The organism is Microcoleus sp. Pol11C3 (assembly GCF_036701485.1).
Classification (GTDB): Bacteria; Cyanobacteriota; Cyanobacteriia; order Cyanobacteriales; family Microcoleaceae; genus Microcoleus.
Window position 1 is genome coordinate 21,468 of the sequence record NZ_JAUBQW010000016.1, and the last position, 14,711, is coordinate 36,178.

Annotated in this window: 12 protein-coding genes; 8 read left to right on the plus strand and 4 right to left on the minus strand. The window is 46.3% G+C overall.

What is annotated here, in order from left to right; all coding sequences use genetic code 11:
* Window positions 1-40 precede the first annotated feature (40 nt).
* Window positions 41-646: a hypothetical protein gene (locus QUA40_RS06535; RefSeq protein ID WP_333123014.1), complete on the minus strand. Its 606-nt coding sequence runs from the start codon at window positions 644-646 to the stop codon at window positions 41-43.
* Window positions 647-1,326: 680 nt separating this feature from the next.
* Between QUA40_RS06535 and QUA40_RS06540 the strand changes: the two genes are divergently transcribed.
* The 6 genes from QUA40_RS06540 to QUA40_RS06565 all read left to right on the plus strand — a co-directional run bounded on the left by QUA40_RS06540 (window position 1,327) and on the right by QUA40_RS06565 (window position 7,242).
* Window positions 1,327-1,935, plus strand: a complete 609-nt coding sequence (locus tag QUA40_RS06540) for a COP23 domain-containing protein (protein WP_333123016.1) — start codon at window positions 1,327-1,329, stop codon at window positions 1,933-1,935.
* Window positions 1,936-2,353: 418 nt separating this feature from the next.
* Window positions 2,354-2,566 (plus strand): hypothetical protein, encoded by a 213-nt coding sequence (locus QUA40_RS06545; RefSeq protein WP_333123019.1) that lies wholly within the window; start codon window positions 2,354-2,356, stop codon window positions 2,564-2,566.
* Window positions 2,563-3,786, plus strand: a complete 1,224-nt coding sequence (locus QUA40_RS06550) for a COP23 domain-containing protein (RefSeq protein WP_333123022.1) — start codon at window positions 2,563-2,565, stop codon at window positions 3,784-3,786. The genes QUA40_RS06545 and QUA40_RS06550 overlap by 4 nt, the downstream gene beginning before the upstream one ends.
* 217 nt (window positions 3,787-4,003) lie before the next feature.
* Window positions 4,004-6,244: a phosphoketolase gene (locus tag QUA40_RS06555; RefSeq protein WP_333123025.1), complete on the plus strand. Its 2,241-nt coding sequence runs from the start codon at window positions 4,004-4,006 to the stop codon at window positions 6,242-6,244.
* A gap of 79 nt (window positions 6,245-6,323) precedes the next feature.
* A complete protein-coding gene (locus QUA40_RS06560; RefSeq protein WP_333123027.1) occupies window positions 6,324-6,923 on the plus strand; it encodes a Uma2 family endonuclease in 600 nt (199 codons plus the stop codon).
* 169 nt (window positions 6,924-7,092) lie between these two features.
* Window positions 7,093-7,242 carry a hypothetical protein gene (locus tag QUA40_RS06565; RefSeq protein ID WP_333123029.1) on the plus strand — a complete coding sequence of 50 codons (150 nt, stop codon included), beginning with the start codon at window positions 7,093-7,095 and terminating at the stop codon, window positions 7,240-7,242.
* 90 nt (window positions 7,243-7,332) lie between these two features.
* Here the strand turns inward: QUA40_RS06565 and QUA40_RS06570 are convergent, their stop codons facing one another.
* On the minus strand, window positions 7,333-9,291 hold the full coding sequence (locus QUA40_RS06570; RefSeq protein WP_333123032.1) for a cation:proton antiporter domain-containing protein: 1,959 nt from the start codon (window positions 9,289-9,291) through the stop codon (window positions 7,333-7,335).
* Between the two features lie 488 nt (window positions 9,292-9,779).
* A complete protein-coding gene (locus tag QUA40_RS06575) occupies window positions 9,780-11,060 on the minus strand; it encodes a GH25 family lysozyme (protein WP_333123035.1) in 1,281 nt (426 codons plus the stop codon).
* Window positions 11,061-11,172: 112 nt separating this feature from the next.
* Here QUA40_RS06575 and QUA40_RS06580 point away from each other — a divergent pair, with 112 nt between their 5' ends.
* Together QUA40_RS06580 and QUA40_RS06585 are read left to right on the plus strand one after the other, a co-directional pair.
* Window positions 11,173-11,667, plus strand: a complete 495-nt coding sequence (locus tag QUA40_RS06580; protein WP_333123038.1) for a DUF427 domain-containing protein — start codon at window positions 11,173-11,175, stop codon at window positions 11,665-11,667.
* Window positions 11,668-12,203: 536 nt separating this feature from the next.
* Complete coding sequence (locus tag QUA40_RS06585) at window positions 12,204-13,181, plus strand: diguanylate cyclase domain-containing protein (RefSeq protein ID WP_333123041.1); 978 nt, start codon at window positions 12,204-12,206, stop codon at window positions 13,179-13,181.
* A 176-nt stretch (window positions 13,182-13,357) separates the two neighbouring features.
* Here QUA40_RS06585 and QUA40_RS06590 read toward each other — a convergent pair whose 3' ends face one another.
* Window positions 13,358-14,365 (minus strand): methyltransferase domain-containing protein, encoded by a 1,008-nt coding sequence (locus tag QUA40_RS06590; protein WP_333123044.1) that lies wholly within the window; start codon window positions 14,363-14,365, stop codon window positions 13,358-13,360.
* Window positions 14,366-14,711: the final 346 nt, after the last annotated feature.

Here is a 14,711-nt window from a genome sequence, read left to right on the forward strand (position 1 = left end):
GGAGTAGTGCGTCAGTCCCATCTCCAATAATTTTAATAGCTTATTCTTTAACCGTGTTCAAAATGTCCTCCCCAAGCTCTGTAAAACGCACAGTTTTGATTTGCCAAGGAGCATAACTGGTTAAAGTTTGCCGCACGCCCCCGAACAAACCTAACATTTGACAACTGGACAGATTTTGCAATTTCTGTCGCGAATTTCCCGATGCTCGCAGATCAACGGTAGCTATTCCGAGGTTGCGATCGATCTTGAGGCGATAACCAGCCAAACCAAGACTATCGAAAATCTGCTGCTTTAACACTTCATTAACCGCCGATGACATTAACTGGTTCTCTGAGCCTGTAACTGTTTCCGGCTTCAGAGTTTGACACAAATTATCTACCTTATAAACCGTAACGGTGGCAGTATTTTCTGAGAGGGCAGCACTGGCTAAAACAGAGGCAACAGAGTTATAAGGCTGCGTGAATTGACTCGATCGAGCCTCAATTTGATTTCCCGTTAGCTGTAGGTGTTGGAACCCAGGGGCGCTTGCTGAGAGTTGGCTCTGGTTTTCGGTTGAGGTAGCTGCATCTGAGCTAGAACAACTGCTACCGCCCATCAAAATTAACCAAACGCCTAAATATCCTAACTGTTTGCAGATACGGTTCATAGTTTTTAATACTCTACTAAAGGTCAGTGTATGGAGGGTGAATTTTGGTGGTAGAAAGCACTTAGACCCTGATTACACTCACTTAGAAGTATTTCCCGCAGTACGGAGATGAAAACAAGTTAAGAGTTCTTGTTAATACGTGGATTTTAGTGTTAGATCAGGTAAGAGGGGTTTTGCCCCTCAATGGCGTAACCCAGCAGTTTATCTGTCTCAGCAGATCAAGCTCGCGACCCAGCTCGTAAGTGATATCAAATACCTTGTCAGTGGTGTGATGTACCGTTGCAACTCCAGCCCTTCCAATGTCTAAGGTGAAAAGCCTCTTTCCGGTTGGTAAAAGCGTGAGTTTGATTAGTAGTAATGAGGACAGAATTCCGACTTACGCGGGCATTTTAAGCTCGGCTTCGGAGCGCTTTTTTAACAGCGCCGAAATCGCGGTTAGAGGGAACGTGCAAGTCGCGAACAATATCAACACTTACGCATCAAGAGCAAAAAAACCCGGTTTTTTAACCAGGCATAAGGGCTGCAACGAAGTGTTTTCGTAAAAAAAACTGGTTTCTGGTCAAGTCGCGAAGAACATAATTCCCAAGTCAGCGGACTTGTAATGAACAGGCGTGTCAAGGGTGTTATCGCAGCATTCGGTGATTTTTGTGCCGAATCTCATAAAACACAGTGAAAAAATCATGAAACAGCAATTATTGACAAAAGTTTTGGCGGCAACAGCGATCGCCCTCAGCGGCCTGACGGTTGTTTCTGGACCGAGTTACGGTCGGCGACTACCGGGGGAAAGTGGATTTTGGTGCAGCACCTCGACCGGTGCGCCGGTGACGGTGTACAAAAACCCTCAAGGTGCCGTAGAGCCTTGGATTGAGTGGACTTCCGATTATTTCTCCGGTTCTGGCTACAATCCGGCAACCCGGTGTCAATTAGTGAGTCAACGCCTCGAAACCTATCGCCGCCAACGAATGCTTAAGTACATTACTGCAGGCCAAATGAACGGCCAGAACGTCATCTGCACGGCGAATCAAGTCAATGGGCGGTGTCAAAATTTGATTTATACCCTCAGACCAGGCCAAGACCCGATCGGCTCTTTGTATAATTTGTTGGCTTGGCGCCAAGGATATGTCGGGATGCCGTCTTTTGATGAAACCAGTAAAATTCCTTACATTGATGTCAGCGAAAAGTTAGGGGAAAACATTGCCGATGGGGCGCAACTGCCCCCTTTTCCCCACCGTTCCGACAGCCTTAAAGATTGGCAAATTTTCCATCCCATCACCAATTCCAAGGATTGAGGTGGAAAACTTGGCGCATGAAACAGCGGTACGCATCCCGACGGGAATATCTTCGGGTTCTGGGACGATCGTCCGGTAGCAGGGCCAAACCTATACAGTGCTGACTAACTAGCAGGTTGTGGCGACACGAGCGCTCAAATAATTGTCACCCACGACGACCTCCTCCACCCACTGCTAGGAGTTCTGAGGCGGCTGAGCGATATCGATCTGGCGATCGTTGTGTTTCGCAGCGCGATCGAGTATAAAATAGCACCATTCACCATTGAACCCGGAGCGCTGTCTGAGCCAGTCTTGGCGGTCGGGCAGCAGGTGCTGAGGTTAGGGCTTTGCCGGTGACGCGGGCTTCGTTTCGGTGCTGCTACCCAAATCTTTGTCTCAAGGTTATAGCTTGGGCTATACAAATGAGGTTAAAATCGGTATGAGTGGCGACCCAATTTTTAATGCCAAAGGTTTCTTGGTTGGGATTAACGGTAGGGGCAAGTATCGAGATCCAAATTTTGGCCTCTATGCTTTTGAAAATGGAAGTGAACCAACAGCGGAATTATGGGAAAAAATGGTTAAATCCAGTTGGGTAATTCCGATTAGTATATATTTGCAGTTCGCCTCGTTTCATCTAGGGAGTTATCGATGAATGTGTGGAGTTTGCGGTTTGACGCGCTGAAAATCATTTTGACAGGTGCATTAACAGTGACAGCGGTTGTCAGCCAACAATCTGCTGCCTGTGCCAAAACTGCCGAAGAAATTGCCCAGCTAGCGACGTTGACAACTGTGGAAGTCAACAATACGCTGGGTTTTTTTGCTAGTGGATCGGGAGTAATTATTGCCAAACAGGGTAATATTTACACTGTTCTGACAGCTAATCATGTGGTGGCAAGCCTCGCTCAAAAATACAGCATTCGCACTCATTTGGAGAAGGATTATGCTGCGATTAGAATACAGCGCCTGCCGAAAAATGACAGGGATATAGACTTGGCTTTGATACAGTTTCAGAGCCGAGAACAGTATCCAGTAGCACCAATGGGCGAGTCAGAACGTGCTGTTGTTGGTTCTGCTATTTACGTTTCTGGCTATCCGCTGCCAATTTCGGGATTTGAACGAAAACTTGAGTTTACTACTGGTATCATCTCTTCTCGCTTGGGCAGCGCCTCATCAGGGTATCGTCTGCGCTACCAAGCTGTAACCAGGCGCGGGATGAGCGGCGGGCCTGTATTTGATGCTGATGGCAGGGTGGTAGGAATTCACGGCCAGGGGGATACTGTTGGCACAATTAGGAGTCAGTGGAACGGTCAGATTGAGGAGATCAAAACGGGATTGAACGCGGCAATCCCGATCGATTCTTTTAGGGAGTTGCTATCACAAAATAAGCCTAACGGCTTTGATATTCTCAGCAATCTTTCTATCAGCAGCGCCTCTGGTCAAAACCAACCGAATCTGGGTTATGGAGGATTTGTGTGCGATACCTCGACGGGCGAGCCGGTGACTGTGTATCAAAATCCGCAAGGGTTCAGGGAGCCTTGGATTCGCTGGAATTCTAATTTCTTTTCTAGTTCGGGCTACGATCCTCTAACTCGCTGCCAACAAGTGACTCAGCGCCTTGAGAATTATAACCGTAATAAACAGCTAAATTATGTGACTGTGGGTATTGTAAATAACCAGAAAGCGATTTGCACGACTAGCCGCGTTAATGGGCCTTGCGAAGGTTTGATCTACACCCTGCGCCGCGATCAAGATCCGACTCCTGCACTTAGCAGTTTTTTTGTTTGGCTGGGGAATCAAAAGGCTGTGCCTTCTCTTTCTGAAAGCGGTACTGTGCTGTATATTGATGTCCGGGAACGGCTGGAACAATTTTAGATTTTAGATTTTAGATTTGAGATGGATTAGTAATGCGTAAACACAGAACCCCGACTTATGAAAAAAGTCGGGGTTCGCAAACAACTACTTATTAGCTGAAAAAGTGAGATATTTTACTTATTTATCACTGACATAATAGAACTAATGATTTTTTGGAACACGGAAGCTATAAAATTACTCTTACATTAATCCACTTCAAATTTTTCAGGTATCAAGCATGACAGCAACTACCCCGCAGGCAACGTCAACAACGCCCGCTTTTTGTGAAGGCATTCAATATTTTTCTGAAACAGTCCCTGGTTTTGAGACTTATGGGAAAGCACCTGCGATCGCCGAGGGGAGCAAGTCGATCGCCGATCCTGCCGATCCCGTCGCCGTCTTTCAAACGATGCTGGGAGCAGACGCCCTGCGCTACCTGACACTGCAAGTCACCGCCAGCAAGGCATCGGGACATCCAGGGGGTTTTGCTAGCCAAGCTGAGGCTTATGCCGCTTTGGTGATGCTCGGACACAAGAACATTGTCACCGAAGTCGGCCATCACGCCCCCGGCTTTTACAGTGCCATGTTTCTCGATCGATCTTTGGAGGATATGGGAATTGTTAACGTGCAGCAAGTGCGCGATAAATTCCGAGAAAAAGACGGTTTATTAGGACATCTTTCCGGTTTCATTCCCGGCCTTTTAGCACCAGCCGGCCCCCTCGGACAAGGGCAGCATTTCGCAATGGCTGGAGCGCTTTTGCACCGCGAAAAACTGTTTGCTTTCACAATGGGCGACGGCGGCATGGGCGAACCCTACCCGATGAGCAGTATGGCGCATTTCCACACTGCTTATCCGAGTGTTACTAACTTTTTGCCTGTGTTGGTTTGGAACGGATATTCTCAGGAACATCACAGCATGGTTTCGACTAAAACTAATGCTGAAATGATTGCTTATTGGCAAGGCAACGGTTTTGAAGAAGTTATCTTAGTTGATGCTAAGGAATTTGACGATAAAAATCAACCGGAAGATTATGTTGACAGCACTGCTTTTTCGCTAGAACAGCGGATGGCATTTACCAAAGCTGTTTTACAAGGAGTTGACAAAGCGGCAAAATCGGCTCTCGGCGACAAATTAACTGTGTTTATTATCAAACAGTTGAAAGGTGCCGGTGTCCACGCACGCGGAGCAAAATCTCACAATCTTTATCCGAAAGATACGCTGGATGCTCCGCACATTATCAGTGCTTTAAAAGAGCGCGCTTTGACTGTGGAAGCTTGGCAATTGGTGCGGACAAATGCTGAACGCGCGGGCGGCGGGCCGGCGGCAAAAACAGTTGTTACTGAGTTTACATTGCCGCTGGCAGATTTAGGCGAATTGCCTTTAGAAGAATTTGCCGTTGGGGGAGAACCGAAGATTTCGACAACAGCAATGGGGGTTTTGGTAGGGAAAGTGGGCGAGCGCGACCGTACTTTTCTTGTCACTAATGCTGACGGCAATGAAGCCTCGGCAATTGCCAATATCAACCAAGCTCTCAAAATTATTCACCCGACGACAGATGACCTGTACAATCAATCGCCAAACGGTCAAGTTTACGAACCTTTGAGCGAAGATGCTTGCGCCGGTTTAGCCGTAGGTTTATCGCTATTCGGAGCGCGGAGTTTGTGGTGTTCCTACGAATCTTTTGCCATCAACGGTTTACCAATTTGGCAAACTGTAACCCAAGCAATGGCAGAATTGCGCCGTCCAACTCCGGCAACTGTCACCTTATTTACAGCGGGTGCATTGGAACAAGGCCGCAACGGTTGGACGCACCAGCGACCGGAAATTGAGGCTTATTTTGCGGCGATGATGCGGAACGGAAATGTCTTTCCTTTGTTTCCACCGGATGCTAACAGCATTCAAGCTTGTTATGAGTGGGCTTTGACTGCTAGAAATAAGGGAGTTGTGATTACTGCAAGCAAGTCGCCGCTGCCAATTCGCACTACTTTTGAACAGACTCGCCAAGGTTTGCAAGACGGTGCAATAGTGCTGCACGAAGTCGATTCCCCGCAAGCTCCTCACAATCAAGGAGGGAGCAAGAAAGTTGTGTTTGCAGTTGTCGGCGACATGACTTTAATGCCAGTGTTTGAAGCGGCGGCATTTTTGGAAACAGAAGGGATTGGAGTGCGGATTGTGTCTGTTGTGAATCCTCGGCGTTTGTATCGTGCTAGCGATGTTGCTTGGGATACTTGTTCGGAAGCTGACGGCGGCTTTTTGAGCGATGAGAAATTTGCCGAATTGTTTGGCGGAGATGCCTTGATTGGCGTGACAGGCGGTGCTTCTGGGATGTTGGAACCTGTGATGCTCCGCAGCAATTGCAAGCGCGATACTTTCGCTTGGAAGCGGGGGGAAACTACTGCTAGTGCGGGTCAGTTGATGGCGTTTAATGGGTTGACTGCTGAGGCGTTGACTAAAAGGGCGATCGAGCTAGTTCATTAAGTTAGAATGTGAGCGAATGCCCCTGCCTGGTTTGTGCTGGGTAGGGGCTAGTAATATTTAAAATAGGATGGTGATACCTGTGACTGCACAACTTTTAGAAGAAATAGGTACGCTTGCCGAACAGCGATTGATTCTCCCCGGTTATTATACTTGGGAGCAATTTGAGGCGATCGAATCTTTGATGGCCGACTCTCCGGGTTTGCGGATAACTTATCTTGATGGGTGGATCGAGTTTATGACACTGGGCGAAGCACATGAAAGCTTTAAAAAAGCGATCGCTATCTTACTGGAAGCATACTTTTTTGAACTCGGAATTGAATTCTTTCCTGTAGGGAGTGCCACTCGCAGAGACCGGGCAAGAGATGTATCCTTTGAACCAGACGAGTCTTATTATATAGGTTCAAGAAAAGAGCATCCCGATTTAGCCGTGGAAGTAACGATTACTAGCGGTAGGACAAATAAACTAGCTAAATATCTGCGACTTCGCATTCCTGAAGTTTGGTTTTGGGAAAATAATGGGCTTTCTGTTTATGGGCTGCGCGAGGATAATTATGAGCAAATTTCAACAAGTCAGTTGCTGCCGGAATTGGATTTAGAATTGTTGGTACGCTGCGTTTTAATGCCTTCAATAATTGAGGCAAGGACGGAGTTTCTTAATAGGGTTCGGCAAGTGGGTTAAATGCTGAAGAGTTGGTAAAAAGTGCGATCGTCTACGAGGGCTTCGCTAAGGACTTGATTGGTTAAGCTAAAATGTGACAGACAACCATTGGCTGTCATAAACAACCTTTGCGCGATCGGCTCCCAGGATTTGTTAGACTTGTAGCTGTAGAGTTACTAAGCTCAGAAATATGAACACTTATAGCTTTGATACGATGCTAGAGCTAGTCCAAGAAATGTCTGAGGAGGAGCAAATAACTTTAATCGATTTGATTAAAAAACGACGCATACAAAAACGGAGAGATGAGATTGCTCTCAAAATCGATCGTACCAATAAGTAATACCTATACGAACCTTCTCCTACCAGAACATCATCCTTTTTCCTGCTTGGCCAACTGGATTATAGCGTAGGGAAGGCAAGGGCAATGCTCTTACCGCGAAACTGGCGGCTGCAAAACTTTAGCATCCTTTGCTATTTCCGTTTCCTCCAAAACCTGGTCTAAAACCGGAGGAGGAATCGGGACTTCTTCAACTACCTGATGCTTTTCCAAAGTCAAGCGAGACTGGGACGAACCCGACAATCTTTTCAACAATTTCGGTGTCGGATCGTACAGCAAATAAATAATTCGATCGCCTGCTTGCCAAATCTGGGTCGCCGACACTACTTGCAAGTACCCCTGCCTTTCCAGCAGCAGCGGCGCCAACTCTCCGGCTTGAACCAAAGCTTGCAAGTGAGCAATCTGAAACTGCAATCCCTCACTTTTTAACTCAGTTTCCCCCAATTTTACTTCGCCATCGGTCAAATATTCGTTCCAATCCTTCAGCGACAAATCGTAGACAAAAGCTTGATTGATTTTAGCCTGATTTGCCGGCGTATTTGCTTGCGGATCTTTGGGGAATATTGCCAAAACCCTCGGCGGTGCAAACTCTTCGGCCGCTCGCTGAGCTAACACTAAGTTTACCTCGCCGTTGTTAGTCATTGCCAAAAAAGTTCCCATTGATTCCAGTCCAGCTTCTTCTAACACGCTGTGGTCGAGAGCACTGCTCAAAAACACCCGCAAACCCTCTCGTTCTGCTTGTGCACAAGCTTCCGGGTCGGTGTCGATAATTGCCACCGATTCTCCGCGTTCTTGAAACAAGCGAGCAATTAATCTGCTTAAAGGATTTGACCCCACAATTGCAGCACCGGTTGCGGATTTTGAGGTGATGCCCAAAAGTTGAGCCATCCGTCCGGCAGTTAGTCCCTGGACGAAAACTGTCATAATAATTGTTAGGAAAACTAACGCTTTAATCGAGTCGCCGCCGTTGATTCCCCGCTGGGTAAGTAAAATTGCAAATAAAGATGCGATCGACGCTGAGACAATTCCCCTCGGCGCTACCCAACAAACAAATAATTTCTGCCGCCAATTCAGTCCGCTGTTCCAAGTGCAAAGCCAAACGTTGATCGGCCGCACTACCCACATTAAAGCTAAAACTGTAAACAAACTTCCCCAACCGAGGGCGACCACACTAGCGAGGGATAAATCCGCCGCCAGCAGCACGAACAATACGGAAATAGCCAGGACTGTGAGTTGACCTTTAAACCTCCTCAGCAGCCTTTCTTCCGGCACAGCAGCGGCTCTGAGGACGATGCCGGAGAGGACTGTTGCCATCAGTCCCGATTCGCTGCGGATTTCTTCTGCTAAGCCGAAAAATCCCCACAAACCGGCTAAAACTACCAAGTTTTTGAGATCTTCTGAGAGAAATTGCGATCGCTTGAGACTGAATCCCAGCAACCAACCTCCCGCAACTCCGATGACTGCGCCAACGAAAAGCCGCACGATTAAATCTCGGAACAAAACCACCAAATCAGCATTGCCGTTTAAAATAATATTCAGCACCAATACTGCCAGAATTGCTCCAACAGGATCGATTAAAACGCCTTCTGCTTCTAGCAAGGCGGCGACTTGTTTGTCAACGGATACTTGTTTGAGCAAAGGGCCGATTACTGTCGGGCCTGTGACGACTACTAGAGAAGCATACAGAAATGCGATCGGCCAGGGAAATTCCCCCAACCAGTGTGCGGCCATTCCGCCGCCAATTAGCGTAATTAAAGTGCCTACCGTAACTAAATTGCGGATGCTGCCGGAAAGTTTGCCCAAATCTCGCAATTCCAAATTCAAGCCGCCTTCAAACAGAATTAAAGCTACGCAAAGGGATACCATAACTTCCAAACCGCTGCCCAGCAGATTGGGGTGCAGCACTCCCAAGCAGTCTGGGCCAGCTAAAATGCCAAACAACAGCAAAAAGACGATCGCCGGAACTTTCAGATAAGCGGCGAGAACTTGAGCGCTGATGCCACAGATGACGGTCATGACCATCAACAGGGTGGTGTTAAAGGGGATTTCCATAGATATAATTGTTACAGGCTGCCCGCTTAGTTTTAAATGTTCGATCGCGGGTAATTGGAGTGCAGGCGCTATTTTCGGCGCAGCTTACAAACTCGGCACGGCCCTGGATTTTTCCCAATAAGATTAAAAAACCTTGATAGTCGCTATAACTTTATCAGATAATTCTCTTGGCGTCAAAGATGGCAGCTAGCTGTAGCTAAGCGAGAGATTGTCTGTTATGTTCGAGAGTCCGATGGGGATGCGGGCATATAGGGAGAGGATTTGACGAATTTTGATGGGGAGTCAATCTCCAATCTCAAATAGCAAGATTTGCCAGCTTTTCCATTATTATAGAGCCTTTCAACCCCAGATTCATCTGTGAAGTCAATCTCCAATTAAAAAGCTCACATCTCAAATCGATCGCCCTCAGACTCATCTTTAGAGTAGAGTTCCCATCTAAAATCTCAAATCGCAAGATTCCTCTGTAGAGTCAATCTCAAATCTATAATCTATAATCGACTGGCATTCTGCCACCTGCGAAAAAACTCCGATAGAATAGCCGGCGAAATTCGCCCTTCCAGCCAATCTAAAGCCTGGTTTTGGTTGGGTGCTGCCCGATAAAATTTGCACGCATCTATCAACCGAATCGGAGAATTAGTGACAATAGATTGAGAGCGCCATTTTTGTGCAAACTCGGTAATAATAGCCGGAGAAATTTGTTTTTGCAGCCAATCTAAAGCTTGGTCTTGTTGTGCTAAACCGCGATAAAACTTGCCGACATCTATCAATCGCAAATTACTATCTTGAGGTAAAGTAGTTGCCCGCCATTTTTGAGCAAATTCCCCTAAAACAGAGTTAGAAACTTGACTTTGCAGCCAAATTAAGGCAGTATCTTGGCTAGCGCTAGCTTGATAAGAGGAGAATACCTGAGTCAGCCGCACGTCTGATATGGGAGTAGGAGTCGGAGCAGGAGTCGGCTGCGGGGCGGGTGTCGGCGCTGGAGGAGGGACAATTACTTTGGGAGATTTTCGCATCAAAGCGGTCCATGTTTTGAGACTTGCAATGCCGTCTGGATTGAGACCTTGAGATTTCTGAAACGAGATGAGCGCCGCTGTGGTATTGGCTCCAAATTTACCATCCATCGCGCCTTGATAGAAACCTTTAATTCTTAATTCCCTCTGGATGTCTGCAACTTTATAACTTACGGCGCCTTCTCGGACGCTTTCAAAAATATTGGTGTCTACATTGCCCGATACGCCTGACACGGTGCCTGTGTCGCTGTACTGCCAAAAAGTCCAAGTTTTCCAGCCACCAGGCACCCAAGGTTCTTCAGCACTGGTATAGTGAGCAATCCACAGTGGGTAATCGGCAAACCGTTTTGTCCCCAGGTTGTCCCAGAAACCGGGGTAGGTGTAGATAATCGGCCGCATCAAGGTGGCTTTTTCGACTGCTTCTAGCCAAATTGTGGCTCGATCGCACAATTGATCCCCACTCAAACCGCCTGTAGTTTCCATATCCAAGACTGGCGGCAAATCCCCCGGTTCGAGTTTTACAGTTTTCAAGAACAAATCTATTTGTCCTTGAATGCTGTTTGCAGGTAGAAAAAAGTGGTAAGCACCACGCTGAATCCCCGCCGCTTTCATCGCCGCCCAATTGCGAGCGAAAGTTTGGGAAACTAACGTTGCACCCTCGGTCGATTTGACAAAACTGAAGGTAATACCATCCCGGGCAACTGCTTGCCAATTGACATTGGGCTGGTAGTCGGAAACGTCTATACCGCGAATACTCATATTACGAAGAGTGGAGAAAAGCTGGTTTGTTCTGAAGCAGCGACTCGATTAAGGGTACATTAAATTGTAATGCTAAGTCGCTAATTGTTTGTTTTCAGGGGAGATTGTGCAAATGAACTTCGATCGAGTAGAGCCTGGCCCTGGTGAAGAGTCTGTTTGGGATTACCCGCGTCCCCCTCGCCTTGAGGAATTGACCAAACACGTACAGATAATTTTTAATGGAGTGACGATCGCCGACACGCGCCGTCCTCAGCGGGTATTGGAGACAAGCCACCCTCCTGTCTACTATATCTGCCCCGATGACATCCAAATGGAATATTTGCACAAAACTTTACGAACATCTTGGTGCGAGTGGAAGGGACAAGCTGGTTATTACACTGTGAAGGTAGAGTCGAAAGAAGTAGTAAATGCTGCTTGGTTTTATCCCAATCCTAATCAGGTTTTTGCAGCTATTAAAGATTATGTGGCTTTTTATCCGAGCCAGATGGACGCCTGTTATGTGGACGGGGAATTAGTGCAATCTCAACCAGGGGATTTTTACGGCGGCTGGATTACCAAAGATATTGTCGGCCCGTTTAAGGGAGGGCCAGGAACTTGGGGGTGGTGAGGGAAGGTTGAGTTTTGAATTTTGAGTTGAGAACAGGGGCAGAAACCACGTTTTTTTACGCAAAACCTCGTTACAGCCTCTACCCAGGTTTAAAAACCAGGTTTCTTGAGTTTGTGTGCACCGTCAAGGAGCGGAGGACGGGCGCCGAAATCAGTTTTTTTACGCCGTAAAAAGCCCATCGTAAAAAATCGAGAATAATTCAATAAATCTGTTATTTAGTGAGCATGAATCTATGAAAAGCAGGCAGGGAAAAAACTCACGCAGTAGCTTATTCCCTTACTATAAATAGTGTACTAAATAATAAAACTAATGCTCACAAATAAATAAATAAATACTAATATAAGTTAATAGTTGAGACTAGCTTCGTTGCGGCTTTATTATTTATTCGGATTTGCGCTGTGTCTGTTGAATTTATTGAGCCGTCTAACTCGCCAGAAAACTCACCCCAAAATTTATCTTTAGAGTCTACTCTTAAGGATCTGGCTCTATTCAATTTTCAGGTTGACTCCTCCTATCTCGCCAAATAAGTAGCTCGGTTGTTTCAATCTCACCCGCTGCTTCCGGGAGTTATCTTGACCGTAAATGGGGAATTTTTAGGGATGATATCGCGTCGGCGATTTATGGAACGCATGAGCCGCCCTTACGGAGTAGATATATTTGCTTGCAGACCGATTATAGGCTTGTATCAAATAGCTCAAACCGATATTTTGATTTTACCAGGAGTAGCCTTAATTGTCATGGCAGCTCAGCGCTCCGTGCAGCGACCGCCGGAACTGCTTTACGAGCCGATTGTTGTGCAGTTAGAACCTCAAGTTTACCGACTTTTAGACGTGCATCAACTTTGGGTAGCTTTATCCCAAATTCACCAACAAGCTACTTGGTCAATGAGCGAACTTTATTACAATTTATCGCTCACGCAATCCGAGCTAGAAGCAGCTAATTCTCAATTAAAAGCTGCTAATTCCGAATTGTATCGCCTTGCCAACTTAGATGGATTAACTCAGATTGCCAACCGCCACTGTTTTAACGAATACTTACACAAAAAATGGCAAGAATTGGGAGAAGCAGCAGCAGAAATATCTTTAATTTTATGCGATGTTGACTTTTTTAAGACATACAACGATACTTACGGACATCAGGCGGGAGATGCTTGTTTGCAACAGGTAGCCAAAACTATTTTTGAGGCTGTACATTACTCAGCAGGCGCAGCTTCAGGGGAGACTCTGGTAGCTCGTTACGGGGGTGAAGAATTTGCGGTAATTTTACCCCGCACTTCGTCTGAAATAGCTGTTTGGATTGCAGAGCAAATTCGAGTTTGCGTAAAAGGACTAGAAATCGAACACCTTAATTCAGCGGTGTGTTGTTTCGTGACGCTGAGTTTGGGGGTAGCGACCACGTTTCCTCAGCCCGAAACTTCCCAACAAAGCCTGCTTGCAGCGGCAGACCGTTCGCTTTATCAAGCTAAAGACCGAGGGCGCGATCGAGTAATTATAGGTACTATAAAGTTAGATTAATAGGACTTACGCACACAGCCTTAGAAAAATGGGTTTGTAGTGATGACTAAAGTCCTTATCCAAATCTGAGGACTTTAGTCCTTACTAAAAACACTTGTGATTACTGGTAATTGATTGAACACCATCGAAGTCAAGATTAAGTAGGAAAGATTGAGTTCGGTCGCCCCATCCAAACTTTACCTCCAAACACGTTCTGCCGTCCAGTGCCTGTCTGAAGATTCATAAATCCTCAATCCTTCCAATCCAGCAGTTTTCACCATCATCTCAACTTCATCCAGCGTAAATGCTGCTTGCAACGAATCGCTGAACAGTTGTTTCTGATGCGAGTTGCAATCTGCCGCATACCTCTCCACTAAATGATCCCTCATTGCCTCCTCTTCCGGCCGCAGCAAATCCCGCAAAAAAATTGCTCCCTGCGGTTTTAACACCCGCTTGACTTCCTGCAAAAACGGCAGCGGATCGGGCAAATGGTGGATAATGCTGTTGGAAATCACCATGCCAAAATAACTGTCTGGATACGGCATGGCCTTAGCATCGATTAATTCGAGACTAATTTGCGATCGCACGCCGGCCTTTTCCACATTTTCTGCCCCGACTTTCAGCATATTTGCCGACAAATCGATGCAAGTCAATTTCCATGCTGGCCGGAGTTGACAAAGGGCGATCGGAATTCTCGCCGTACCCGTCCCCGCATCCAAAACGTTTCCAAAAACCGGCCCCAACGCCGCAGCACTCTTAGCAAAAGCAGTATTAACCTCAGTAAAGTCCATCGAATCGTATTCGATCGCCTCTTCCAAGGAATCCATCACTTCCGGTTCCAAAACTCGCTGCATAAAACTTATCTCGTTATCTGGCATTTCCATATAGGGGTTCAGTTTCGCCTGCAAAAGCTCGACTAACTCCGGTTCCATATATTCGTAGTTGTCCGGGATTTGCAGGCAAATAACTTTCTTGCCTTCGAGACTTTCGGGAAATTTGCTGCGAAGTCGATCGCCATGCTTCTTCTCCATCACAAATATCAAATCTGCCCAACCGACAAGACCCTCAGTTACTCTGATTCTTGCACCTTTTTCCGTTCCAGCCGATCGCACGCTGTAGCCGCTGACTTTCTGGCATATTTTCTCGGCAGTCAAACTTCTCCACTTATTCTGACTGCACACAAACAATATCTTGATTTTATCCATTCAGGCACAATTATAAAATTCTATGTTTATCGTGGCACGGGCGTCCCGCCTGTGCTTCCGAAACGGTTAAAAATTTCCTTCTAAATTTCCCCCGATCGCACCTTACATACCACACACACTGTATTTTGTCAAACTCGCCCAAATCTCCGTTACAATTCTTAAACCATCAAATGCGGACTTTGCATAAATAATTGTACTTATTACATTTGAAGAGTTTGCTAATTTTATGAATTAAGTAGGTTTCAGCGTCAAAAAGTCAAATTAGTTATAATGCCCCTGGATTATGAAAATCCTACCACAAGCCTCAAAGCAAGTAAATAGGTAAAATAATTGAGAATGAAGTCAA